Source organism: Rathayibacter sp. AC451 (assembly GCF_979253095.1).
This window is the reverse complement of the sequence record NZ_CEEDBD010000001.1, coordinates 3449978-3474134: the sequence shown is the minus strand read 5'-3', so window position 1 is coordinate 3474134 and position 24157 is coordinate 3449978. Positions and strand designations below refer to the sequence as shown.

Below are 24157 nucleotides of genomic sequence, written 5' to 3'. Positions count from 1 at the left end.
CCCGCTCGACCCACCCAAGGTCACTTGTCGGCATACCGCCCGCTCGTCGTGGAGGTCGGAACCTCCGCCGCTCGGGCAGCACGCAAGCGCGTGCAGATGCACGCAACCTGAGTAGCTTACGTGATGCGGCGGGCGGCGGGCAAGAGCGCCTCAGCCCGACTGCGCCGCGTGCATCCGCGCGTAGTGCCCGCCGACCGAGAGCAGCTCGTCGTGCGAGCCCCACTCGACGATGCGGCCGGCGTCGAGCACGACGATGCGGTCGGCCGAGCGGATCGTGGAGAAGCGGTGGGCGACGACCAGGGTCGTCCGCCCCTCGGTCAGCCGGCCGAGGGCGTCCTTGATCAGCGCCTCCGACTCGGGGTCCAGCGCGCTCGTCGCCTCGTCCAGCAGGAGCACGCGGGGGTCGCGGATGAGGGCGCGGGCGATCGAGAGCCGCTGGCGCTGCCCACCCGAGAGGCGGGCGCCGCGCTCCCCCACGACGGAGTGCCAGTGGTCGGGAAGCGATTCGACGATCTCCCACGCGTTCGCGTCGCGCAGCGCCGCCTCCATCCGCTCGTCGGACACGTCGCCGAGGCCGTAGGCGATGTTGTCGCGGATCGTGCCCTCGAAGAGCACCGACTCCTGCGGCACGACCGAGACCGAGCGGCGGAAGGTGCGCAGGTCGAGCGTCTCCATGTCGACGCCGTCGAGCAGGATCCGCCCCGACGTGGGGCGGAGGAAGCCCAGCACCACGTTGAGCAGGGTCGACTTGCCGGATCCGGACGCGCCGACGAACGCCACCGTCTCGCCCGGTCGGAGGTCCAGGTCGATGCCGTGCAGAGCGGGCCCGTCGTCGCCGTAGCGGAAGTCGACGCGCTCGAGGGTGAGGCGGCCGTGCACCTCGCCGACGGGGCGCTTGCCCTCGTTGTGCTCGAGGTCGGGGTCCTCGAGGACCTCGGCGATGGAGCGGACCGACTCGAAGCCGCGGGCGGCGAGGGGCAGCAGCATCAGCAGGTTGGTCATGGAGGACGTGAGGAGCGCGAAGTAGCTGCTCAGCAGCACGACCTGGCCCGGGGTGACGGGGAGCCATCCCGAGATCGAGACCCACGCGGCGAGCACCAGGCAGCCGACTCCGAGCAGCTGCAGGCTGACCCACGAGAGCGAGGCGAAGCGGCCGTTGAGCAGGTCGAGCTCGAAGCCGGCCTCGCGCACGCCCTCCGCCCCGGTGGCGACGGTGCGCACCGCCGTCTGCTCGAGACCGTGCGCGCGGGTGACGGGCATCAGGGTCGCCATCGCCCCGACGGTCGCCGAGAAGCGCTCGACCTCGCGGCGGAACTGCTCGTTGCGGCGCATGCTCCGCCGCTGCAGGATGCGCCGGAGCAGCACCGCGAGCGGGATCGCGAGGGCGTAGACGGGGAGGAACGCGGGCACGTTGATCGCCGTCATCGCGACGGCTCCGATCAGCACCATCACCGCCGAGAGCAGCGGATTCGCGGTCTGCTGCAGCATCGTCTCGACGTTCTCGACGTCGCGGACGACCTTGGTCTGCACGATCGCGCTGTTCGCCCGGGCGTGGAACCCGATCGAGAGCAGCTGCAGGCGGTTCGCGATGGCCTTCCGCAGATCCGCGCCCATGTCGCGGACCGTGCCCATGAACAGCCGCACGAACATGACGTGGTTCGGGTAGTTCTGCGCGAGCAGCACCAGTGCGATCACCGACCACAGCAGGAGCCCGCTGCCGGGTCCGCCCGCGACGACGATGTCGATCACCTGCGCCGTGACGACCGGGAGGAACCACAGCGGGGTGTCCTTCACCGCGAAGAAAGCGACGGCGGCGAGGATGCGGCGCGGGCGCCTCCGGAGCAGGCCCACGACGCTGCGCAGCGGATGGCGCCCGTCGACGATCTCCTCCACGGAAAGTGCTTTCCCAGACATGCGTCCATCCTCGCGCGCCCGCGGGCGGGGGCACCACCCCGCCGCGCCGCACGCCTCGTCGTGCGGCCGCGGTCGGCGTCGCGATACGGTCGCTCGGGCGCTCCGGGGGGATCGGCGCGCCGACGAGGGGGGACCATGGGATCGGTGAGGCGTCGCGCGCTGCTGCTGGGGATCGCGTCGGCGGCGGCCGCACTGAGCGGCTGCACCGCCGACGCCCGGCCCGCCCCGCTGACCGCCGCTCCGGTCGCGGCGAGCACGTCCCCGACACCGACCCCACCGCCCCGGCCCGTGCCGACCGCGACCGCGGCCGCCGCTCCCGTGCGCGCCCGCGTGCCCCTGCCCGAGGGCGTCATCACGGAGCTGCCCGGCGAGGGGAGCCTGATGGCCTGGACGGTCGACGACGGCGCCGACACCGAGGTCGTCGCCGCCTACGCGCAGTTCGCGGCGGACACCGGCACCCGGCTCACCTTCTTCCTGAACGGGCAGTACGACTCCTGGACCGTCTGCGCACCCGCCCTCGCACCGCTCGTCGCCTCGGGTCAGGTGCAGCTCGCGAACCACACCTGGTCGCACGTCGACCTCACGAGCCTGAGTGCCGACGGCGTGCAGGAGGAGCTCGGCCGCAACGGCGAGTTCATCCGCTCCACCTACGGCGTCGAGGCCGCTCCCTTCTACCGTCCGCCGTTCGGCTACACCGACAGCGCGAGCCGGGCCGCCGCGGCGGGCATCGGCTACACGGCGACGACGCTCTGGTACGGCTCGCTGTCGGACTCCGGCCTCATCACGACCGATCAGCTGCTGGGCTTCGCCGACGAGTGGTTCCGGCCGCAGCGCATCGTGATCGGGCACGCGAACTTCGACCCGGTGACGCAGGTGTACGCGCAGCTGGTGGACCTCCTGCGCGAGCGCTCGCTCGAGACGGTGACGCTGCGCGACGTGTTCGCGGTCTGACGGCGTCGGTGCCGCCCGCCGGGTCCGGTCAGCGCAGACTCGCGCGGGCGGCGTCGGCGATCGCGGCCGACACCGCGTCCAGGCTCGGCGTGCGCAGCGACCACTGCTGCCAGTAGAGGGGGATGTCGACCGGTTCGCCGCCCAGGGTGACGAGCCCCGGGTCGCCGACCGGGGCCTGCAGCTCCGGCAGCATGCCCCAGCCCAGGCCCAGGCGGACCGCGGCCTCGAAGTCGGTCGAGCCGGGCACCCGGTGCTGCGGCGGAGCGGCGTGCGGTGCGTGCGCGGCGAGGAACCGCTCCTGCAGCCGGTCCTTCTCGTCGAAGACGACGACGGGAGCGTCGGCCAGCCCGTCGAGGTCGCCGTCGGCGAACCAGCGATCGGCGAACGCGGGCGCCGCCATCGCCCGGTACCGCATGACGCCGAGCGGAGCGACGGAGCAGCCGAGCACCGCCTCCGACTCGGCCGTCACCGCCGCGATCACCGTGCCGTCGCGGAGGAACGCGGTGGTGTGCTCCTGGTCCTCCCGGTGCAGCTCGAAGACGACGCCCGGCACGCCGGCGAGCGCCGGCAGCACCCACGTGGCGAGGGAGTCGGCGTTGACGGCGAGGGCGAGGGACACGGGGCCCGCGCCCTCCGCCTCCTCGCCGCCGAGGGCGCGGACGGCGTCCTCGGCGAGCAGCTCGATCTGCCGCGCGAGGCGGAGGAGGCCGGCCCCCGCCTCGGTCGCGACGACCGGGCGCGAGCGGACGAGCAGCACCCGCCCCGCCGCGGTCTCGAGCGCCTTGATCCGCTGACTGAGAGCGGAGGGAGTCACGTGCAGGGCCCGCGCGGCCGCATCGAAGGAGCCGTGCCGCACGGCGGCGGCCAGCGCGCGGAGGCGGGAGAGGTCGAGATCATCGGTCAGCATCGGCTCGCTCCCATCAGTTCTGCTTACGGTACTGAAGGAGCGTGAGCTGGTCTACAGGTACGGAGCGCTCTACCGTCGGGAGCGTGTCCCCCCTCCTCGCAGCCGCCTCCGGTCTCGGATTCGGCCTCTCGCTCATCATCGCCATCGGCGCGCAGAACGCCTTCGTCCTCCGGCAGGGCCTGCGCCGCGAGCACGTGCTCGCGGTCGTCGCCATTTGCGCGCTCTGCGACGCGGCGCTGATCGTGCTGGGCATCGCGGGGATCGGCGCCGTGCTCGAGTCGGCGCCCTGGCTGCTCGTCGTCATCCGCTGGGGCGGCATCGCGTTCCTCCTGGGCTACGCGTTCCTCGCCGCGAAGCGGGCACTGCGCCCCGGCACGCTCGAGGGCGACCCGGCCGGCGCCTCCACGTCGCTGCGCACCGCGGTCGCGACGTGCCTCGCGCTGACGCTGCTGAATCCGCACGTCTACCTCGACACGGTGGTGCTGCTGGGGTCGGTGGCGAACACGCACGGCGACGAGCGCTGGTGGTTCGGCGCCGGAGCGGCTGTGGGGAGCGTGCTCTGGTTCACGGCGCTCGGATTCGGGGCGCGGGCGCTGCGTCCGCTGTTCCGCAGCCGCACGGCCTGGCGGGTGCTCGACGCGGGAGTGGCGGTCGTGATGGTGGTGCTGGCGGTGTCGCTGGCGCTGTCGCACTGACGCGAGGCGCACTGGCCGGTGGTGCACTGACGGGTGGCGCACTGACCGGTGGCGCTACCGGCCCTCGCGGCCGATCGAGCGGGAGGCGAGCAGCATCACCGCGCCGAGGGCGACGAGCGAGAGCGCCTCGGCGAACGAGCCGATCGTCCAGAGGGCGATCAGGAGCTCCTGGCTCGGCGAGGAGTCGACGAGCAGCCCGAGAGAGGGCACGTAGTCCTGAGCTGCCGCGGCGACGACCGCGACGAGCCCGACGACGGTGACCGAGGTCCGGGCCGTGCGCGCCCGGTGCAGGGCGACGAGTCCGACGACCGCCGCGACGATCGCGACCGCGCCCATCACGAGCACGAGGGCGGAGGCGAGCGCCATCCCCCGCGCCGGCTCGGCTCCGCTCGGTGAGAACCACGCCACGAGGGGTCGGAGGACGACCAGCACCGCGACGGCGAGGAACGCCGCCGCACCCGTCCGCCCGGCGATGCCGCCCTTCGCGTCCGAGCCCCGCGCCAGGGCGGAGGCGGCTGCGGCGAGGAGGGCGGCGGCGATCAGCGCGCCGAGGCGACCGAGGCCGGTGACCGCGAGATCCAGCGGCAGGAACCACGCCGCGATCTGCAGCAGACCCGCGGCGGCGACGAGGATCCCCGCCAGACGGAGGGTCGCGGCCCGCGAGGCGGCGGTTGGAGTGACCAGCGCGCGGTCGGACGACGAAGCGGTCATCGGGATCCCCTCCCCCGGGGTCGAGTCCCTCCACGGTACCCCGTCCCTGGCGTCCAGAGCAGTTGTTCTACTAACATTGCGAACATGTTGCTCCGCGTCGACCACTCCTCGCCGCGCTCCCTCGCCGACCAGCTGGAGGCGCAGGTGCGCACAGCCGTCGCCGAGGGTGCCCTCTCGGCGGGCGACCGCCTGCCCCCGGCGCGCGAGCTGGCCCAGTCGCTCGACATCAACATGCACACCGTGCTCCGCGCCTACGCGGCGCTCCGCGACGACGGCCTGATCCAGATGCGCCGCGGCCGGGGCGCCTGGGTCGCCGAGTCCGCCGGCCCCGGACTCGTGCGCGTCACCGCCCTCGTCGACCAGCTCGTCGCCGAGGCCCGCCGCAGCGGGATCAGCTCCGCCGACCTCATCCGCCTGATCGAGAGGACCACCCCGTGACCGACCGCTCCCGCTCCCTCCTGGCCGCCGCCTCCCTCCTGCTGCCCGCGATCGCCGTGCTCGTCTCGCGGGTCGCGCTCGACGTGCCGCCCGTGCTCGCCTCGCACTGGTCCTCGACCGGCGCCGCCGACGAGACGGCTCCGACGAGCGCGCTGCTGGCCCTGGCGCTCGTCCTCTCGGGCGCTCCCGCGGTGGCGGGGATCGTCGCGGCGCTGCTCGGGCGCGGCTCGCGGATACTGCTCTCGTGCCTCGGACTCGTCGCGGGCCTCGGCGCCTCGGCCTGGGCGACGTCCGTCGGCACGACGCTCGCGGCGGGCTCGGCCGAGGGGGCGCAGCTGGGCGGCTGGCTGATCGTGCTGCTCGGCGGCCTCGCCTACGCGGCGGTGCCGGGCGCCCTCGCTCCGCGCAGCCGCTCGGAGTCGAGCACCCGCGTCGAGCGGATGGCGCTCGGCGACTCGGAGTCGGGCGCCTGGTCGCACACCGTGACGGGCCGGGTCTTCGCGGTCGTCGGAGCCGTCCTGGCGGTCGCCGCGGCCGTCGCGGTGTCGACGCTCCTGGCCGAGGGCTCGACGGGCCCCGCGATCGCGATGGCCGTGGTCCTCGGCGCGAGCGCGATCGTCGTCCTCGGCTTCACGCGGTTGCGCGTCACGGCCGACCGTCGCGGGCTGCGCGTGGTGTCGCGGGTGCTCGGGATCCCGCTGCGGCGCATCCCGCTCGAGACGATCGCCTCGGTCGGCACGGCCGAGCTGCGGCCGGCGGAGTGGGGCGGCTGGGGCTACCGGATGATGCCGGGCCGCTCGGCGCTCATCCTGAACGCGGGCCCCGGGCTCGTGGTGCGGACCACTCGCGAGCGCGAGTTCGCGATCAGCCTGCGCGACCCCGAGACGCCGGCCGCGCTGCTGGAGGCGCTGCGGACGCGCTGAACCCGGTGGGCGGCCGGGAGCGCTCCGCCGTGAGGAGGGTCTGGACAAAAGTAGGAACATCGATCCGCACCGCCGGCCCCGCCGAGGCCCGCCGTTAGCGTGGAACCGCTCCCACCCCTGGGAGAGGGATGACCCTGCACTCGACCCGGGCCGGGCTCGGCGTCGACCTGACCACGGAGGTTGAATCATGCCGTTCACGACCACGGACGATGGCGTGGAGATCTACTACAAGGACTGGGGGCCCGCGGACGCGCAGCCGATCGTGTTCCACCACGGCTGGCCGCTGTCCTCGGACGACTGGGACGCGCAGCTGCTGTTCTTCCACGCGCACGGCTACCGCGTGATCGCGAGCGACCGCCGCGGGCACGGACGGTCCACCCAGGTGGGCACCGGCCACGACATGGACCACTACGCGAGCGACGTGAACGCCGTCGTCGAGCACCTCGACCTGCACAACGCGGTCCACATCGGCCACTCGACCGGCGGCGGCCAGGTCGCCCGCTACGTCGCGAAGTACGGCGAGCCGCAGGGACGCGTGGCGAAGGCGGTCCTCGTGTCGGCGGTGCCTCCGCTCATGGTGCAGACGGAGGCGAACCCCGAGGGCACGCCGCTCTCCGTCTTCGACGGCTTCCGGGAGGCGCTCGCGGCCAACCGCGCCGAGTTCTTCCAGGCCGTCGCCTCAGGACCGTTCTACGGCTTCAACCGACCGGGCGCGACGGTCTCGGAGCCGGTGATCGCGAACTGGTGGCGCCAGGGCCTGACGGGCAGCGCGCTGGCGCACTACGAGGGCATCGCCGCCTTCTCCGAGACCGACCAGACCGAGGACCTCAAGGCCATCACCGTGCCGGTCCTCGTGATGCAGGGCGACGACGACCAGGTCGTGCCGTACGAGGACGCCGCCCTGAAGCAGCACGAGCTGCTGCAGAACTCGACGCTGAAGATCTACGAGGGCTACCCGCACGGCATGCTGACGACCCACGCCGACGTCATCAACCCCGACCTCCTGGCGTTCATCCGGGAGTAGCGGGAACCGGGAGGGCACTGTGCTGCGCAGGTGCGCCGGACACTCCGGGGCACCTGCGCTCGTCGTGCCGACGAGGCTGGACCGCGGAGGAGCCCGCTTCCGTCATCTGTCGAGTCCTCCGGGCTCGGCGGTGCGCGGACCGGCGGGGCTTCGTAGGGTCCGAGCATGACGTCACCCGCCTCCCCTCCACCGGCTCGGCCGTCGGCCTGGGCGCCCCTGGCGATCACCGCGTTCCGGGTGCTGTGGCTCGCCCAGCTGGGCAGCAACATCGGCACGTGGATGCAGACCGTCGGAGCCCAGTGGTACCTGGTCGAGGCCGCCGCGGGCGCGGTGGTCATCGCCCTCGTGCAGACGGCGAGCCTGGCGCCCTCGCTCCTGGTCGCCCTGCCGGCGGGCGTGCTGGCCGACTCCCTCGACCGGCGACGGCTGCTGATCTGGGGATCCTCGGCCAGCGCGCTGCTGGCGGCCGCTCTGACCGTCGTCGCGGCCGTCGGTGCTCTGTCGCCGTGGACGATCCTGGCCTTCACCTTCCTGCTCGGCATCACCTCCACCCTGACCTCGCCCGCGTGGCAGGCGATCCAGCCGGAGCTCGTGCCCCGCGACCTGATCGCCGCGTCGTCCGCTCTCGGCGGGGTGACGGTGAACGGCGCACGAGCGATCGGCCCCGCACTGGCGGGAGTCGTCCTGTCGGCGTTCGGAGCCCCCGTCGTCTTCGGCATCAACGCGCTGAGCTTCGTCCTCGCCGTGATCGCGCTCCTCTGGTGGAAGCGGCCCGCCCAGAGCGGCCTCGACGATCGCGAGCGGTTCGGCACCGCTCTGAAGGCGGGGATCCGGTACGTCGCCTCGGCGCACCTCGTCCGCCGGATCCTGCTCCGATCGGCGCTCTTCGCGCTGCCGGCCAGTGCTCTGTGGGCCCTGCTGCCCCTCACCGCGAAGCGCCTCGGCCTCGACTCGAGCGGGTACGGCCTCCTCCTCGCAGCCCTCGGCGCCGGTGCCGTGATCGGCGTCTTCGCCCTGCCGTCGGCCCGGCGCCGGTTCTCCGACAACGTCGTCATCACGACGAGCGCCGTGCTCTTCTCCGCGGGGACCCTCGCCGCGGCGTTCCTCCCGTTCGCGCCGACGCTGATCCTGCTCGTGGTCGCGGGACTGGCCTGGATCGGAACCCTCACCGTGCTGAACGCGGCTCTGCAGCTCACGCTGCCCCAGTGGGTGCGGTCTCGCGGCGCGTCGATCTACCTCTTCGTCTTCATGGGAGCGATGGCCGTCGGCTCGATCGGCTGGGGTCTGGCGGCGCAGGCGCTCGGCACCCCCACCGCCTACGCGGCGTCGGCCGGACTGCTGCTCGTGGTGGCGGCCAGCGTGCGGATGCTCCCCCTCCTGCCCGGAACGGGGAGGATCGATCGCAGCATCTCGATGTCGTGGCCCACACCCACCCTGGTGTTCGAGCCGGAGCCCGCGGACGGGCCTGTGCTGGTGACCGTCTCCTACCGGGTCGACACCGACTCCCTCGCCGCGTTCCGCACCGCGATGCGGCGCGTCGAGAGCTCCCGCCGCCGCACCGGCGCCTCGAGGTGGGCCCTCTACCGCAGCGGCGAGGAGGCCGGCCTGCAGCTCGAGACCTTCGTCGTGCCGTCCTGGGGCGAGTTCCGGCGGCAGGAGACCCAGCGCCTCACCGGCCGCGACCGCGAGATCCGGACGGCAGCGCTGGCCCATGTGCAGGGCGAGCCGCTCGAAAGGCACTACTTCGCCAGCACGACCCCGTCCCCGAGCCCGAGCGGCGGTGCCACCCCCGCGCAGTGACGCGCTGGGGCGGCGAGGTCGCCCGCTGCGGGTGGTGCAACTCCTGGACGGGAGCGCTCTCACGATCGGGCCGGAGGGAGCCATACTGGAGCCGACCCGGCGCCGTCCTCCCGCCGGTCGATGCTCGAGCCGAGAGCGCGATCGCGGAGCAGGCGGATCGGGTCGCCCCCAGCCGCCCGCCGCTCGTTCCGGCGGATCCTCCGACGGAGTCAGACGATGAGCAGCCGCACTCCCCTCGCCGACTTCCTCCGCGCCAGGCGTGCGGCGCTGCGACCGGAGCGGATCGGGCTGACGACCGCCGGGACCCGGCGGAGGGTCCCAGGTCTGCGCCGGGAGGAGGTCGCCGACCGCGCCAGGATCAGCCGCGACTACTACCTCCGCGTCGAGCAGGGTCACGACATCACGCCCTCGGACCAGGTGCTCGGCGCTCTGGCCCAGGCGCTCGATCTCGACGAGTTCGAGCGCTCCTACCTGTTCCGGGTCGCCAGGCCGCTGCCTCCGCGGGCCGCCTCCTCGCGCTCTCACCCGTCGATGGAGGCGCTGCTGGAGCACTGGCCGATGACGCCGGCGTTCGCGTTCGACCGGAACCTCGACGTGCTGGCGACGAACGACCTCCTGCGGTGCATCGCCCCGGAGAAGGGAGTGCCGGGGGCGAACCTGCTCCTCTCGGTCGCCGAGGGGTACGCGAGCGCTCGAGAGGACGGCATCCCGGAGGACCAGCTGCAGGTGTGGGACAGCATCTTCCGCGAGCTGATCGCGGCCCTGCGGTTCTACAGCGATCCCGACGACGCGCGCCTGCAGGAGATCGTCGGCGAGTGCTCCGTCCGCTACCGGCTCTTCCGGTCGGTCTGGGCCGAGTACGAGGTCCGGCCGATCACGCAGAGGGCGCTGCGGATCGACGTCGCCCCGTTCGGGTGGCTCGACTTCGACATGCAGACGTTCGAATCCGCAGTGGCGCCGGGCCGCTTCGTCGTGACCTACCTCGCCCGAGCGGGGTCTCCCGCCGCCGCAGCGGTCGACCACTTCGCGTCGCTCCGGCCCGCTGCTCGCCGAGCGGAGGCGCACGTCACCCCGAACGCGGCGGTTCCCGGACGGTGACGGCGAGACGCTCGAGTGCGCGCCGAGCGGCGGCGTCGGCGGGCTCGAACAGGAGCAGCGTGCACTCGTCGTCCTGCGGGGGACGCAGCAGGCGGTAGTCCAGCGGGACGGTGCCCACGGCGGTGCCGCGGAAGCGTACGGATCCGCTCTCCCGCGCCGGAGCGTCGCGCGCCCAGGCCGCGGCGAAGGCGGGGCTGCTGACGGAGAGCTCCCCCACGATGCTCCGGAACTCCCGATCGCCGTCGTGCCGATCGAGCGAGGCGCTCAGCAGCGCCGTCACCTGCTCCGCAGCGTCCCGCCAGCAGGGCAGGTCCTGCAGCGCGAGCGCGTCGAGGAAGGTGGAGCGGGCGAGATCGGCCCCCTCGAGGAAGTGGGGGGAGAGGGCCTGCGCGAGAGGGGTCGCGGACAGCACCCGGAGGTGGCGGTCGAGCAGCACCGCGGGCTGCTCCGCCCACGGGGCGGGCAGGGCTCGGCCCTGTTCCCGCGGCACATCCGGTCCGTCGTCCACGCCCCTCACGGTAACGAGCGGCCCTCGCCCGAGCGTGGCTGTCGGAGGGCCAGGGACGAAGCTGCTCGGAGTGTCCTCCGACGCGCACCGGCGCCTCCTCGTCCGTGATGGACTGCTCCCATGACCGATCCACTGCTCCCAGCGACCTCCCTGCCTCGCGAGGCTCCCGCGCACGACCCGAGGGTCGGCGCCTGATGGCCGAGGAGCGCGCGATCCTCGCCGGCGGCTGCTTCTGGGGGCTCCAGGAGCTCCTCCGCGACATGCCCGGTGTGTTCGGCACCCGGGCCGGCTACGCCGGCGGCAGCACGCCGAACGCGACCTACCGCCACCACGGCGACCACGCCGAGGCGGTCGAGATCGACTTCGATCCCGAGCAGCTCCCGTACCGCGACCTGCTCGAGTTCTTCTTCCAGGTGCACGACCCCACGACGAGGAACCGCCAGGGCAACGACATCGGCAGCGCGTACCGCTCCGTCGTCCTCTTCCTGTCCCCCGACCAGGAGAGGGTCGCCCGCGAGACCATCGCCGAGATCGACGCGTCGGGCCGCTGGCCCGGTCCGGTCGTCACCGAGGTCGAACCGGTGGGCGAGTTCTGGGACGCCGAGGAGGAGCACCAGGACTACCTGCGCAAGCACCCCGGCGGCTACACGTGCCACTGGGTCCGACCGAAGTGGACCCTCGACGCCTGAGCGCGTGACGTCCGGCACGGGAGCGAAGGGGGCCCTGGAAGGGTCACGCTAGCGGAGGGGACCGTCCACGAGGATCGCCGCATGACCCCTCCTCCGGATCTCGGCCGATGACCCTGCAGGACGTGGTCGACGAGCTCGCCGGAGCACTCGGCCGGCCGATAGCGATCGAGGACGCCCGCGCCCGCGTCCTCGCCGCGAGCACCGGGCGCCCGAGCGGTCAGCGCCCGCCGTCGCTCGTCCCAGAGGAGCCCCTCCGCCTCGGCGCGCCGGACGCCCGGCGCTGCGTGTTCCCGGTCAGCGACCCCCGCGGCCGGCTCGCGGTCCTCCGCGTCGGGCAGGACCAGCTGCCGCCGCTGACTCCCGAGCACTACTCCCTCATCGGCGCGGCGGTCGACACGGTCCGCCGCATCCTGAGCCCGTCGACCCCGACCCCCGGGACCTCGCGGCGCGCTGAGCTGCTCTCGGATCTGCTGGCGCCCGACGAGGCACGGCGCCGGGCGGCGTTCGCCGAGGCCGTCGAGCGCCACTGGCTGCGCCGCGATCAGCGCACCGTCGTCCGCGCCGTGCTGCTGGAGGGTGCGGGCGGAGCACTGCGGAGGGCGTCGCTCGCGCACCGTCTCGACGCCTCCCCCTCCACCGGCCTGGTGCTCCTGGGCGACGAGCGGGGGATGCTGCTGTTCGTCGGCACCGAGGAGCCGGGAGCGGGCCCGGCGGACGAGACGGACGCGGTGCTCCGCGCCGAGGCGCACCGCCACGGCGCGCGGGTCCTCGCCATCGGCTCGGCCCGCCATCGGCGGGAGGACGACGATCTCCGACCGACCGCCGACCACGCCTCGCTCGCGGCGAGCATCGTCAGCTCGCTGCCCGACGGCCGCGACCGCGGCGACATCGCCGACCTCGGCGCCTGGGTGCTCCTGTCCTCCGTCGCCGCCGACAGCTCCCAGCTCGCGGTGCTGTCGCCCGCCGCGGCGACGCTGCTCGAGAAGGGCGACGACGTCCAGCGGCAGACCGTCGAGGCCTACCTCGACGTGCGCGGCAGCGTGCGGGAGGCGTGCGCGATCCTGCACATCCACCGCACCACGCTCTACTACCGGCTGGACAACCTGCCGCCCACCGTCCGGGCCGCGCTCGACGACGGCCTCGCCCGCAGCGCGCTGCACCTGTGCCTGAAGCTGATGCGGTTCCGCGGCGGCCACGAGCGGCGGCGGGCCTCGTGACGACACCGGTTCCGGGCCGCTCGGCGCTCGATCCCAGGCTGCCGCAGGTCCGCCTGTACGGGCGGCGCGAGAGCCGGGACGCGTGGGAGATCCGCGACTTCCTCTCGCGCAGTGTCGTCTCGTTCACCTGGTCGCCGCTGGACACCGACGAGCAGTGCCTGGCCGTCGCGGGCAGGCCGCTCGCCGAGGCGGCCCTCCCCCTCGTCGTCTTCCCGGACGGGACGCGGGCGTGGGACCCGGGCATCGCCGAGGTGGCCGCCCGGCTCGGCTGGATCAGTGCACCGAGGCTCACCGAGTACGACCTCTCGATCTACGGAGCGGGGCCGTCGGGCCTCTCGGCCGCCGTCTACGCCGCCTCCGAGGGGCTGCGGGTGGTGGTCCTGGAGCGGTCCGCGATCGGCGGGCAGGCCGGCTACAGCAGCCTCATCGAGAACTACCTCGGCTTCCCCCACGGCATCGCGGGCGCGGACCTCGCCGAGCGCGCCCGGCAGCAGGCCGTCGACTTCGGCGCCGAGCTGCTGATGATGCGCGAGGGGATCCGGGCGCGCTTCGCCGACGACCGGATCCACGCCCGGCTCGCCGACGGGTCGACCGTCGTCGCCCGCTCGAACATCTGCGCCACCGGCATCGAGTGGCGCCGACTCGGCCTCGACCGCGAGGACGAGCTCCTCGGCGTCGGCGTCTACTACGGAGCCGGGACCAGCGAGGCGCCGCTCTGCGAGGGCGCGGACGTGGTCGTCGTCGGCGGCGGCAACTCGGCGGGCCAGGCGGTGATGAACCTCGCCGCCCACGCGCGGCACGTCACCATGCTCGTGCGCGGGCCCGATCTGGCCGACAGCCTCTCGTCGTACCTCGCCGACCGCGTCGTCCGGCAGCCGAACGTGACGGTCGCGCTCGACTCGCGGGTGAGCGCTCTGCACGGCGACGCGGCACTCGAGTCGATCGACGTCGAGAGCACCGCGACCGGTGCGCGCAGAGCCCTCGCCACCTCGCACCTGTTCGTCTGCATCGGCGGCGCGCCCGACACCTCCTGGGCCGAGGGGACCGGGATCGTCCGCGACGCCTCCGGGTACCTCGTCACGGGCCCCGACCTCACGGGTGACCACGCGGCGGCCGACTGGCCGCTCGAGCGGGCCCCGTTCTACCTCGAGACCAGCGTCCCCGGGTCGTTCGCGGCGGGAGACGTGCGCCGCAGCTCGGTCAAGCGCGTCGCCTCCGCGGTCGGCGAGGGCGCCATGGCCGTGACCTTCGCCCACCGCCACCTGCAGGAGACGTCGTGAACCGCGATTCGGGCGATCGCGTCGACGAGCCGCCGTCGGACCCGCTGTCCGAGGCGGCGGTGTCGGCCGCGTCGCTGCCCGACCGGCCCGCCGCGTTCCTCACCGCGCTGGTCACCGAGCACTTCGTCCTGGAGTCCGCCAGGGGCATCACCGTGACGGAGTCGAGCAGCAGGGCGTCCCTCTACCTGACGATGCTGTCGAGCTCGCTCGTCGCGTTCGGCTTCCTCGCGCCCACCCCGTACGCGCTCGGATTCCTGGCGGTGATCATCCCGGTCGTCGTCCTGCTGGGCGTCTTCACCTACGAGCGGCTCGTGCAGACCTCGATGGAGGACATCGCCGCGCTCACGGCGATCCAGCGCATCCGCCGCTACTACGGCACCCTGCTGCCGGGCGCCGGCAGCTACTTCACGATGCCGCGCGGCCCGCATGCTCCGAACGAGCTGCTCGAGATCGGCCGGAGGCGCAGCTGGCGCGGCATCTTCTTCACCATGTCGTCGGCGATCGGCGTCGTGAACTCGATCGTCGCCGGAGCGGGAGCGGCCCTGGCCCTGGCCGTCGGAGGCGGAGACGAGTCGCGCGCGATCGCGGCCGGGATCGCCGCCGCCCTCCTGCTGGCCGTGCTGCACGGCGTCTACCAGTTCCACCGCTACCGGCAGATGCGCCTGCGGATCGCCGAGGCGGAGGCTCTGGACGGCTTCGAGCAAGCGTGAGCCCGCGGCCCCGCGCACCCGGGCTCAGCCGCGCTCCGCGAGGCGCTCCTGCCAGTCGCGCGGCACGCGGTCGGCCGGCCCCGGAGTGCTCTGCCCCGCCGGACGGCTCTGCGGGTCGGCGAGGCGCGGACCCGCCGTCCAGTCGTCGGCGCCGAAGTCCCAGAACCAGTCCTCGCCGGGCTCGAAGCTCTGGATGACCGTGTGGCCGGTCGCACGCCAGTGGGCGGTGGCGTGCCGGTTCAGCGAGTCGTCGCAGCAGCCGATGTGCCCGCACCGCGCGCACCGGCGTAGGTGCAGCCACCACGAGCCGGTCCGCTCGCACTCGACGCAGCCCGGGCCGCTCGGGGGGACGGAGGGGTCGATCATCCGCGAGGTCATGCCCCCAGGGTGCCGCGGGGCGCCCGGTCCGTCCTCCTCGGATCGTCGGAACCCCTCCGGGGCACTCCGATTCCTGCGCCCGGCACGACTCGGAGCCGACCGCCCTGGCACGACTCGGGGCCGTCCGCAAGTGCCGACGCGAACGGCGGGACTGTGGTCGCATGAGAGTCCGGGTGAGCGAGCGGTCCGCCTCGGATCCCCCACCCCCTCCCACCCCACCAGGAGCCCCATGCCTTCGAGCGCAGCACTCGCGCGCGCCACCCTCTTCGTCGTGCTCGATCCGGGCGTCCCGGGAGTCGGCCGTCTCACGGAGGAGCTCGCCGCGGACGTCGACGTCGTCGCCCTCGAGGCGCCCGCGACCACTGCCGCGGTCATCCGCGCGATCCGCGAGCACGGCTCGCCCCGATGGATGATCGCGGGCGGGGGCCGAGCGGCGCGGACCGCCTCGGTCGTCGCCTCCCGCACGCTCTCGGGACGATCGGGGCTCTTCGGACTCGCCGGGCTCGTGCTGCTCCCCGGCGCCCGGGAGGACCCTGCGAACGCCGAGGACGACGTCCCGGCCGCCGTGCCGACGCTGACCCTCGAGGCGGGCACGCCGTCTGCCGGGGCGGCGATCCGGGCGTTCTGGCTCGAGCGGGCGGGCACCGGTCCCGCCGTGCCGACCGACGTCTCCCGCGTCATCGCCTCGGCCCGCACCAGCACCCGCGTGCGGGCCCTGCTCGCCCAGCGCCTGCTGGCCGACGATCCGGGGTACGCGCCCCGCTCCCTCTCGGACGACCGGCTCGCGACGCTGCGGGCGGTGGCCGACCGGGTGGTGCCGCAGGACGACCGGCCGGGCCGCATCGACCTCGCCGCCCGCGTCGACACGCAGCTGGCCGACGGTCTCGGCGACGGCTGGCGCAACGCCGCACTGCCCGCGGACCCGATCGCGTACGCGCACGGGCTCGACGCGCTCGCCTCCCTCGCGTCGCTCCCCGCTGCGGAGCAGGACGCTCTGCTGACCGCGGTCGCCGACGGCTCCGGCCCCACCGGCACCCTCACTCCGGAGCAGCTCGCCGCCTGGTTCGAGGACTGCCGCGTCGACCTCGTGCGCCAGTGGCTCGCCCACCCGGCGAGCATGGCGCGCGTCGGCTACGACGGCTACGCCTCCGGTGGCGACACCCTCCCCCTCACGGGCTTCCGCTCCCTCGGTGCGGATCAGCGCGACGACTGGGAGCCGACGGCGAGGAGCCCGCGATGAACACCACCGGCATGCGCCGCTTCGATCTCGACGAGACGGTCGACGTCGTCGTCGTCGGCACCGGCGCCGGAGGGGCCCCGCTGCTCGCGACCCTCGCCGCCCGGGGCCTGCGCGTCGTCGCCCTCGAGGCCGGCCCGAACCTCGACGCGACGAGTCACACGTCCGACGAGACCGTGGCGACCGAGATCAACTGGATGCAGGAGCGCCTGAGCGGGGGCGACGCTCCCACCGCCTTCGGCCCGAACAACAGCGGCCGCGGCGTGGGCGGATCGACGCTGCACTGGGGCGCCTTCACTCCGCGCCCCGACCCGCGCGACCTGCTGCTGCGGACGGAGTCGGGCCTCGGCCGCGACTGGCCGATCGCGCACGCCGAGCTCACCCCGTACCTCGAGCGGGTGGAGGCGACGATCGGAGTCTCGGGGCCCGCCGACTACCCGTGGGACCCGTCGCGGCGCTATCTGCAGGGTCCCGTCGACCGCAACGCGTCCGCCGACATGATGCTGCGCGGCTGCGCAGAGCTCGGGATGCGGGCGGTCGACGCCCCGGCGGCGGTCCTGAGCGAGAGCAGGCACCAGCAGGACCACGGCGAGCGTCCCGCATGCGTGGGCTGCGGCCAGTGCCACCAGGGCTGCCGCACGGGCGCCAAGGCGAGCATGGACACGACGTACCTGCCCGCGGCGGTGCGGGCCGGTGCCGAGATCCGGGCGGACTCGTTCGTGCACGGCATCGAGCTCGACGCCGCCGGTCGCGTGAGCGCTGTGCTCTACACCGCGGACGGGGTCGAGCGCCGGCAGCGCTGCTCCGCCCTCGTGCTGGCCGCCGGCGGCGTCGAGACGCCGCGCCTGCTGCTGCACACGGCAGTCGCGAACAGCAGCGGCCAGGTCGGCCGGAACTTCCTCGCGCACGGGGCGGTGCAGGTCTGGGGCACCTTCGAGAACGAGATGCGCAGCTACCGCGGCTACCCCTCCTCCGTCATCTCGGAGGACACCGTGCGGCCGGCCGACGCCGACTTCGCAGGCGGGTACCTCGTCCAGAGCCTGGGCGTGATGCCGCTCACCCTCGCCACGACCCTCGTGCGCGGCGGCGGGCTGTGGGGGCGCGACCTGATGGGCGCGCTCGACGATTACCGGTTCCTGGCGGGCGTCGGGATCAACGCCGAGTGCCTGCCGTCGGACGGCAACCGCCTCGAGCTGACCGGCGAACTCGACGAGCACGGCGTTCCCAAGGCGCTGATCTCGTTCTCACCGGGCACGAACGAGGAGGCGATCGACCGGCACGCGATCCGCACGCTCACCGCCATCGTCGAGGCGGCAGGAGCGACGAGCACGCGCGTGCTCGCCCGCACCGCGCACACCCTCGGCACGTGCCGGATGGGGTCCGATGCGGCCGACGCGGTGGTCGATCCGGACGGCCGCAGCTTCGACGTGCCGAACCTCTGGATCTGCGACAACTCGGTCTTCCCGAGCGCGCTGATCGCGAACCCGGCGCTGGCCACGATGGCGCTGTCGCTGCGCACGGCGGAGCGGATGCTCGCGGCCTGAGCGGGCGTCAGGTGCTGCTCGGGTCGGCTGTCGACATCAGCCGCTCGACCGCCGCCCGCAGGGCGGGGAGCTCGGAGTCGACCGTCGCCCGCACGACCGCGTGGGTCGTGTCGAAATAACGATGTGCGAGCCGGTCGCGCATTCCCGTGACCTCGCGCCAGGGCACTCCTGTCTCGGTGGCGAGGAGATCGGCGGGCAGATCCTTCACCGCCTCGCCGATCTCGACCAGGCGCATCCGCACAGCATCGAAGACGAGGCCGTCGTCCAGATCTCCGCGGGACAGATGGTCCTCGATCGCGGAGACGGCGACGAGGACGTCCTCGAGGCGGTGCAGCGGCTCCCGGCTCACAGCGGGATCGAATCAGTGTCCACCGCAGGACGCAGGTGCTCTTTGAGACCGTCGGTCGGCACGAGGTCGACCGGAGCCCTGACGATGTCTTCGAGCTCGTGCTGGAGCGACAGCAGCGCGAGGAGCCCCATCCCTGCCGGCACCTCGATCAGCAGGTCGACGTCGCTGTCCGAGCGGTCGTCGCCGCGGGCGGTCGAGCCGAAGATCCGCGCCCCGACGATGCCGCGGTCGCGCAGCACCCGCCTCATCTGCGCACGCCGCTGCCGCACCCGCCGACCGACGGGACCGGAGAGCGGCGCCGGGGAGGAGGGATCCTGCTCGAGGGCGAGGGCGAGCCCGAATCCGGCTGCGGAGAGGAGGCGGCGCAACGTCGGCAGCGTCGGCTCGCGCAGTCCGTTCTCGTAGGCGCTGATCATGCTCTGAGGGACTCCGGCCCGCGCCGCGAGCTCAGCCTGCTGCAGACCGGACCGCTGTCGCGCATCCTTCAGGACAGCAGCTGCTTCTGTCGTCATGAACGGATAATATCGACGATCGTGTGTGGGCAGGCCCCGCGTCACTCCGCTCAGGCCTGCGTCCACCGGAAGACGTCGACCACCCGCGCCGCGCCGAGCTCGTGCAGGGGTTCCTCCGACGCCCCGCGGAGGGCCTCGGCGTCGTCCGGGAGCCGCACCTCGGCGCCGCGCGCGAGGGGCAGGATCTCGACGACGACCTCCGAGTCGGGGCCGACGCCCAGGTCGTCCAGGTCGAGGACCCAGCCGTCGGCGTTCCAGAAGCGGTCGGCGCGCAGGACGCCGTCGACGAGCACCCGGGCGACGTCGCCCGCCCAGTCGATCTCGAGCTCCCGCCGGACGGCCCGCGCCGACGGGTCGGGCAGGACGAGGCGGTGAGCCGAGGCGTGGGCGGCGAAGTCGGAGTCGCGGGGCGCCGCGGCGCGGCCGTCGCGACCGCCGTAGGACGCGGGCGGCGAGCCCGCCGGGCGCAGCTCCTCGAGGACCACGGGTCGCACCGACGGCGCGTCCGCCGGGGCGTCGACGGAGCCGGTCGCCGCCACGAACGTCCCGTCGCGGTACTCGCGCGGTGCCGGGCGCACGGCGGCGCCGTCCGAGACCAGCCGCCCGTCGGCGTCCGTCCACAGCGGTTCCGCGCTGAGCACGAGCCGCACCCCCGAGTCGCCGTCGAGCGCCCAGGCCTCGGCGCCGATCGCGGCGGGCAGGACGAGGACGTCGAGTGCGCCGTCGGCGGTGACGAGCACCGGCTCGTCGCCGTCGAGACGGAGGAGCGGACCGTCGACCGCGGCACCGTCGACCGCGGTGCCGTCGACGATCAGGGCCGTCCCGTCCGCGAAGCGCAGCTCGGGGGCGACGCCTTCCTCGGCGACGAGCACCAGCGTCGGCCGCTCGCCCTCGAGCACCGTGAGCAGCGACGCGGTCGCCCACTCCAGCTCGACTCCGCCGAGCACGAGCCCGACGGGCCAGTGCGCGATCGTGCCGACCGGGATCCGCACGGGCTCGGCCGGGAAGAGCACGGTCCGCTCCTCCAGCACGACCTCGAAGCGCACCCCCGGGTGATCGGCGAGGGGCTCGTGCGGCTGGTGCCAGGTGATGAGGACGACACCGCTCGTGCCGTCGCTCCGCAGGGCCCAGCGCAGCGTCGTCGCATCGCGCACCCCCTCCGGCCGCACGTCGGGCAGGCTCGACGGCATCTCGGCGAGCGTCTCGCCGAAGGCCGCGAGCATCGCGTGCTGACGGCGCAGCAGGCCGAAGCTCGCGGACGTGCGGCCCGTCGCTCCGATCGGCGCGCGGAAGTCGTAGTCGAAGACGGCCATGTCGTTCGGGTAGCCCGTCGCCTGCGACTCCTGCAGGTCCGGCCCCGGATTCCGGCCGCCGGCGAACATGTAGTAGCCCTGCCAGGCGGAGCCGTTGCCGATCTTGTCGTGCGCCACCGCGGCGACGTCGAGCGCTTCGACCCGCGGGCGGCGCTGGTACGCGAGCGCCATGCCGCCGCCGAGCTCGCAGGTCGCGGCCGGATAGAGCTCCGACGGGGTGCGCGGCGCCTCGAGCGCGACGCCCTGCCGCAGATCGGCGCCGATGCCCGGGTCGTCCCAGACGTGCGAGAAGAAGAAGTGCTCGCGGAACGTGTCGTCCCACGGCTGGTCGTGATCGAGCCAGAAGCCGTCGGGGTAGCCGCCGAACACGGGCATGACCTCGTCGGTCGGCAGGTCCGCGGCGCCCCAGCCGGTCGCGGTCCAGATCGGAGCCGAGAGACCGGCAGCGCGCGCCATCCGCTTCAGAGTGCGCAAGTGCTCGGGCTGGTCGTAGAGCTCGTTCTCGAGCTGGATCGCGACGACCGGGCTGTCGGGACCGCAGCGGGAGGCGAGCTGCTCGCCGATCGCGGCGTACCAGGGCTCGACCAGCGCGAGGTACTCCGGGTCGTCGGTGCGGTGCGCGACCGGCGCCTCCTGCACCCAGTCGGGGAAGCCGCCGTTGCGGACCTCACCGTGCGCCCACGGCCCGATGCGCAGCACGACGTCGAGGCCGATCGCGGCGCAGAGGTCGACGAAGGCGGCCACGTCGCGGTCGCCGTCGAAGCGGCGCTCGCCGCGCACGCTCTCGTGGTGGATCCAGATGACGTAGAAGGCGACGACGCTCACGCCGCCCGCGCGCATCAGACGCAGGCGCTCCTCCCAGCGCTCGCGCGGCACGCGGGTGAGGTGGAACTCGCCCGAGACCGGGACGAAGGGGCGGCCGTCGCGGAGGACGGACCGATCGGTGAGGCGGTAGCGGGAGTGCGGGTCCTCGACGGTGCTCATCGGCGGCTCGTGCCGCTCGCGCTCCCACGGGACGTGCCGGACGGTGGCGGTCTCGGCGGGAGCCCCCGGAGCGGAGGCGGCGGTGCCGGTGCCGGCGGTGTCGGAACGGTCGGCGGTGTCGGCGCGGTCGGTCATCCCTGATGCTCCTTCGGATCGGCTCGCTGCCCGCGGTGAGCGGCGGGTGCCCGGTCAGGCTAGCTGTCATCGCTCCCAGTGTCGAAAGCCCGATTCGGTGGCGCCAGCCGTGCCGATGACTGCGCGGTGACTGTGATCGTTTCCAGGAGTGCGCCCGGTGCCTACACTGGGGCGATGACCCCCGTCGGCGATCCTCCGCGGCGCCCCACCATCGACGACGTCGCCGCCGCCGCCGGCGTCTCCCGCGGCACCGTCTCGCGCGCACTGAACGGCGGCAAGTGGGTGAGTCCCGACGCGCAGCGCGCCGTCGACGCGGCCGTGCGGCGCACGGGCTACCGGGCCAACGCCCATGCCCGAGGCCTGCGCCGCCGCCGCGCCGGAGCGATCGCCTTCGTGCTCGGCGAGGACGTCGAGCGCCTCTTCGCCGACCCCAACGTCGCCGTCCTGCTCACCCACGTCTCGAAGGCGCTGGCGGAGCAGGGCCACGCGATGGTCCTCCTCCTCGCCGCCGACGACGCCTCGAAGCGGCACGCCCTCGACTTCCTCGGCACCGGGCAGATCGACGGAGTGATGCTCGTGTCGTGGAGCCGCGACCTCACCCTCCTCGACGAGCTGCGCGCCGCGGGCATGCCCGTCGTCTGCTGCGGCACTCCCGACCGCCGCGGCGGCGGCGCGGGCTGGGTCGCGGCCGATGATCGCGAGGGCGCCCGCCGCATGACGGAGCACCTGCTGAGCCTCGGCCGCCGCAGCCCCGTCATGATCGCCGGGCCGGACGACCGCCTCGGCGCCTCCCTCCGGGTGGACGGCTACCGGGACGCGCTCGGCGAGGGGGCGGCGGGACGGGTGGAGTACGGCGACTGGTCCGAGCGCAGCGGCGCCGAGGCGATGACCCGGCTGCTCGACTCCTCCCCCGGCGTCGACGCCGTCTTCGCCGCGAACGACCGGATGGCCGCGGGCGCGATCGCCGTGCTGCTCGCGTCGGGCCGTCGCGTGCCCGAGGACGTGGCGGTCGGCGGCTTCGACGACAGCCCCGCGGCGAGCGCTGCGACTCCCGCGATCACGACGATGCGCCAGCCGTTCGAGCGGATCGCGCGCGAGATGACCCGGCTGCTGCTCGCCGAGATCGACGGCGAGCAGCCGGCCCACGTGCAGCTGGCGACGGAGTTCGTCCGACGCGAGTCGGCGTAGCGGCGCGGTCGCGGGCGTAGGGTGCGATCGCGACCCACGACGACGTGGCGAGGAGGGACGAGCATGAGCGACCAGCGCAGCAGGACGATCACCTGGCACGATCCGATGGCCACGGCGGAGGCGGCGAGGCGGATGAGCGGACTCGATCACCTCCGCGCGATGAAGGACGGCACGATCCCGCCCCCGCCGATCACCGCGCTGATGAACACCGATCTGGCCGAGGTCGAGGAGGGCCGCGTCGTCTTCCGCTGCCGACCGGACGAGTCGCACTACAACCCGATCGGGCTGGTGCACGGCGGCTTCGTCTGCACGGCCCTCGACTCCGCCGCGGGCTGCGCCGTGCAGTCGACGCTGCCCGCCGGAGTCGGCTACACCTCGCTCGACCTGACGGTCAGCTACCTCCGCGGCGTGCACCGCGACAGCGGCGAGCTGCTCGCGATCGGCACGGTCGTGAAGCCGGGCCGGCGCGTCGCGTTCGCCGAGGCGCGGGTCACCGACTCCCAGGGGCGCCTGGTCGCGACGGCCACCTCGACCCTGCTCGTCCTCCCCTTCTCGGAGGCGACGGGCTGACGGCTCTGCCGGCTCGGAGCCGCTGCTCCGTCAGTCGAAGTCGGTGCTCCGGCTCAGCTGCTCCCACTCGTCGGCGTCCGCGCGCAGCGCGTCGAGTGCGGCGCGGAACGCGTCCTGCGCATCGTTGCCGAGCAGGAGGAGCGACGGGGTCGACTCCGATCCGACGACCCGGATCAGCGCGGCCGCGGCCCGCTCCGGGTCGCCCGCCTGGGTGCCGTGCACGGTGTCGTGCTCCTTGCGGCGCTTGCCCGCCGTCTCGGCGTAGTCGGCGATCGGCTCGGCCGACTGCGTGAGCGAGCGCCCCGCGAAGTCGGTGCGGAAGCCGCCGGGCTCGACCGAGAAGGCGCGGATCCCCAGCGGCGCGACCTCCTTGCGGAGCGAGAGCGTCAGCGCCTCGATCGCCGCCTTGACGGCGGCGTAGTAGCCCGACCCCTCCGGCGAGATCCGCGCGCCGATCGACGAGAGGTTCACGATCGTGCCGGAGCGGCGCGAGCGCATCCCGGGCAGCACCGCCTTGATCGTGCGCACGGAGCCGAAGAGCTGCGTGTCGAAGAGGCGCTGCACGTCGTCCTCGTCGCCCTCCTCCACGGCCGCGCGGTAGCCGTAGCCGGCGTTGTTGACGAGCACGTCGACCTGCCCGAACCGCTCCTCGGCGGCACGGACCGCGGCGGCGACCTGCGCCTCGTCGGTGACGTCGAGGGCGACGGCGAGCGCGGTTCCGGGATACGGCTCGGCGATGTCCCGGACGGAGTCGACGTCGCGCGCGGTGACGACGACGCTGTCGCCGTGCGCCAGGACGGCCTGTGCGAGCGCGCGCCCGAGTCCAGTGGAGCAGCCGGTGATGAGCCAGGTGGTCATGCGGTCCTTCTTCCTCGCAGTGCCCGCGGAGCGCGAGCCGCAGCCAGTCGACCGCGTGCCCGCTCGCAGCGACAGGGGTGGACGGCGGATCCGATGCACCGGATCGTTACGGGATCCGATGCACCGGATCGTTACGGGATCCGGTGCCGACTTCTCCGCGACAGGACCGAGGATGAGGTCAGGGGGACGGTCCGCGCCTCCGTCGTCCGCTCCCGAGGGGTCCT

24 protein-coding genes are annotated in these 24157 nt (G+C 73.8%); 15 read left to right on the top strand and 9 right to left on the bottom strand.

The window, feature by feature from the left end:
* Positions 1-150 precede the first annotated feature (150 nt).
* A complete protein-coding gene (locus AC0CID_RS16565) occupies positions 151-1914 on the bottom strand; it encodes an ABC transporter ATP-binding protein (RefSeq protein ID WP_207406878.1) in 1764 nt (587 codons plus the stop codon).
* A 144-nt stretch (positions 1915-2058) separates the two neighbouring features.
* Here AC0CID_RS16565 and AC0CID_RS16560 point away from each other — a divergent pair, with 144 nt between their 5' ends.
* Positions 2059-2865: a polysaccharide deacetylase family protein gene (locus AC0CID_RS16560; protein WP_207406880.1), complete on the top strand. Its 807-nt coding sequence runs from the start codon at positions 2059-2061 to the stop codon at positions 2863-2865.
* Between the two features lie 28 nt (positions 2866-2893).
* Here AC0CID_RS16560 and AC0CID_RS16555 read toward each other — a convergent pair whose 3' ends face one another.
* Positions 2894-3772, bottom strand: coding sequence for a LysR family transcriptional regulator ArgP (locus AC0CID_RS16555; protein WP_465227689.1), 879 nt, complete (start codon positions 3770-3772; stop codon positions 2894-2896).
* A gap of 83 nt (positions 3773-3855) precedes the next feature.
* Here AC0CID_RS16555 and AC0CID_RS16550 point away from each other — a divergent pair, with 83 nt between their 5' ends.
* The gene (locus AC0CID_RS16550; protein WP_465227688.1) at positions 3856-4467 is read left to right on the top strand and encodes a LysE/ArgO family amino acid transporter; all 612 of its coding nucleotides are present in this window, start codon (positions 3856-3858) and stop codon (positions 4465-4467) included.
* A gap of 54 nt (positions 4468-4521) precedes the next feature.
* Here the strand turns inward: AC0CID_RS16550 and AC0CID_RS16545 are convergent, their stop codons facing one another.
* Positions 4522-5178 (bottom strand): hypothetical protein, encoded by a 657-nt coding sequence (locus AC0CID_RS16545; protein WP_465227687.1) that lies wholly within the window; start codon positions 5176-5178, stop codon positions 4522-4524.
* 84 nt (positions 5179-5262) lie between these two features.
* Between AC0CID_RS16545 and AC0CID_RS16540 the strand changes: the two genes are divergently transcribed.
* From AC0CID_RS16540 to AC0CID_RS16520, 5 genes are all read left to right on the top strand, one after another.
* Positions 5263-5616 (top strand): GntR family transcriptional regulator, encoded by a 354-nt coding sequence (locus AC0CID_RS16540; protein WP_465227686.1) that lies wholly within the window; start codon positions 5263-5265, stop codon positions 5614-5616.
* Positions 5613-6539, top strand: a complete 927-nt coding sequence (locus AC0CID_RS16535) for a hypothetical protein (protein WP_465227685.1) — start codon at positions 5613-5615, stop codon at positions 6537-6539. The genes AC0CID_RS16540 and AC0CID_RS16535 overlap by 4 nt, the downstream gene beginning before the upstream one ends.
* Positions 6540-6726: 187 nt before the next feature.
* Positions 6727-7563 carry an alpha/beta fold hydrolase gene (locus tag AC0CID_RS16530; protein WP_465227684.1) on the top strand — a complete coding sequence of 279 codons (837 nt, stop codon included), beginning with the start codon at positions 6727-6729 and terminating at the stop codon, positions 7561-7563.
* Between the two features lie 165 nt (positions 7564-7728).
* Complete coding sequence (locus AC0CID_RS16525) at positions 7729-9363, top strand: MFS transporter (RefSeq protein WP_465227683.1); 1635 nt, start codon at positions 7729-7731, stop codon at positions 9361-9363.
* A gap of 216 nt (positions 9364-9579) precedes the next feature.
* A complete protein-coding gene (locus AC0CID_RS16520; protein ID WP_465227682.1) occupies positions 9580-10461 on the top strand; it encodes a helix-turn-helix domain-containing protein in 882 nt (293 codons plus the stop codon).
* Here the strand turns inward: AC0CID_RS16520 and AC0CID_RS16515 are convergent.
* On the bottom strand, positions 10430-10969 hold the full coding sequence (locus AC0CID_RS16515) for an MmyB family transcriptional regulator (protein ID WP_465227681.1): 540 nt from the start codon (positions 10967-10969) through the stop codon (positions 10430-10432). The two genes, AC0CID_RS16520 and AC0CID_RS16515, sit on opposite strands and share 32 nt — an antisense overlap.
* A 194-nt stretch (positions 10970-11163) precedes the next feature.
* Here AC0CID_RS16515 and msrA point away from each other — a divergent pair, with 194 nt between their 5' ends.
* From msrA to AC0CID_RS16495, 4 genes are all read left to right on the top strand, one after another.
* Positions 11164-11658, top strand: coding sequence for a peptide-methionine (S)-S-oxide reductase MsrA (gene msrA / locus AC0CID_RS16510; RefSeq protein ID WP_465227680.1), 495 nt, complete (start codon positions 11164-11166; stop codon positions 11656-11658).
* A 107-nt stretch (positions 11659-11765) separates the two neighbouring features.
* Complete coding sequence (locus AC0CID_RS16505; protein ID WP_207406891.1) at positions 11766-12875, top strand: PucR family transcriptional regulator; 1110 nt, start codon at positions 11766-11768, stop codon at positions 12873-12875.
* Positions 12872-14155, top strand: a complete 1284-nt coding sequence (locus AC0CID_RS16500) for an NAD(P)/FAD-dependent oxidoreductase (protein ID WP_465227679.1) — start codon at positions 12872-12874, stop codon at positions 14153-14155. Before AC0CID_RS16505 ends, AC0CID_RS16500 begins: the two co-directional genes overlap by 4 nt.
* Positions 14152-14865: a hypothetical protein gene (locus tag AC0CID_RS16495; RefSeq protein ID WP_465227678.1), complete on the top strand. Its 714-nt coding sequence runs from the start codon at positions 14152-14154 to the stop codon at positions 14863-14865. Before AC0CID_RS16500 ends, AC0CID_RS16495 begins: the two co-directional genes overlap by 4 nt.
* A 24-nt stretch (positions 14866-14889) precedes the next feature.
* Here AC0CID_RS16495 and AC0CID_RS16490 read toward each other — a convergent pair whose 3' ends face one another.
* Positions 14890-15243 (bottom strand): UBP-type zinc finger domain-containing protein, encoded by a 354-nt coding sequence (locus AC0CID_RS16490; RefSeq protein WP_465227677.1) that lies wholly within the window; start codon positions 15241-15243, stop codon positions 14890-14892.
* A gap of 229 nt (positions 15244-15472) precedes the next feature.
* On the opposite strand from AC0CID_RS16490, the gene AC0CID_RS16485 reads away from it, so the two are divergent.
* Together AC0CID_RS16485 and AC0CID_RS16480 are read left to right on the top strand one after the other, a co-directional pair.
* On the top strand, positions 15473-16483 hold the full coding sequence (locus tag AC0CID_RS16485; protein WP_465227676.1) for a gluconate 2-dehydrogenase subunit 3 family protein: 1011 nt from the start codon (positions 15473-15475) through the stop codon (positions 16481-16483).
* Positions 16480-18024: a GMC family oxidoreductase gene (locus tag AC0CID_RS16480; protein ID WP_465227675.1), complete on the top strand. Its 1545-nt coding sequence runs from the start codon at positions 16480-16482 to the stop codon at positions 18022-18024. The genes AC0CID_RS16485 and AC0CID_RS16480 overlap by 4 nt, the downstream gene beginning before the upstream one ends.
* A 7-nt stretch (positions 18025-18031) precedes the next feature.
* Here AC0CID_RS16480 and AC0CID_RS16475 read toward each other — a convergent pair whose 3' ends face one another.
* From AC0CID_RS16475 to AC0CID_RS16465, 3 genes are read right to left on the bottom strand one after another with little or no spacing between them, the layout of a single operon-like run.
* Positions 18032-18373 carry a HepT-like ribonuclease domain-containing protein gene (locus AC0CID_RS16475; RefSeq protein ID WP_465227674.1) on the bottom strand — a complete coding sequence of 114 codons (342 nt, stop codon included), beginning with the start codon at positions 18371-18373 and terminating at the stop codon, positions 18032-18034.
* Entirely contained in the window at positions 18370-18885 is a 516-nt protein-coding gene (locus AC0CID_RS16470) for an XRE family transcriptional regulator (RefSeq protein WP_207407430.1), read from the bottom strand. The genes AC0CID_RS16475 and AC0CID_RS16470 overlap by 4 nt, the downstream gene beginning before the upstream one ends.
* A gap of 50 nt (positions 18886-18935) precedes the next feature.
* The gene (locus tag AC0CID_RS16465) at positions 18936-21317 is read right to left on the bottom strand and encodes a beta-galactosidase (protein ID WP_465227673.1); all 2382 of its coding nucleotides are present in this window, start codon (positions 21315-21317) and stop codon (positions 18936-18938) included.
* A gap of 174 nt (positions 21318-21491) precedes the next feature.
* Between AC0CID_RS16465 and AC0CID_RS16460 the strand changes: the two genes are divergently transcribed.
* Positions 21492-22505 (top strand): LacI family DNA-binding transcriptional regulator, encoded by a 1014-nt coding sequence (locus AC0CID_RS16460; RefSeq protein ID WP_465227672.1) that lies wholly within the window; start codon positions 21492-21494, stop codon positions 22503-22505.
* Between the two features lie 63 nt (positions 22506-22568).
* A complete protein-coding gene (locus AC0CID_RS16455; protein WP_465227671.1) occupies positions 22569-23075 on the top strand; it encodes a PaaI family thioesterase in 507 nt (168 codons plus the stop codon).
* A gap of 30 nt (positions 23076-23105) precedes the next feature.
* Here AC0CID_RS16455 and AC0CID_RS16450 read toward each other — a convergent pair whose 3' ends face one another.
* Positions 23106-23933 carry an oxidoreductase gene (locus AC0CID_RS16450; protein ID WP_465227670.1) on the bottom strand — a complete coding sequence of 276 codons (828 nt, stop codon included), beginning with the start codon at positions 23931-23933 and terminating at the stop codon, positions 23106-23108.
* Positions 23934-24157: the final 224 nt, after the last annotated feature.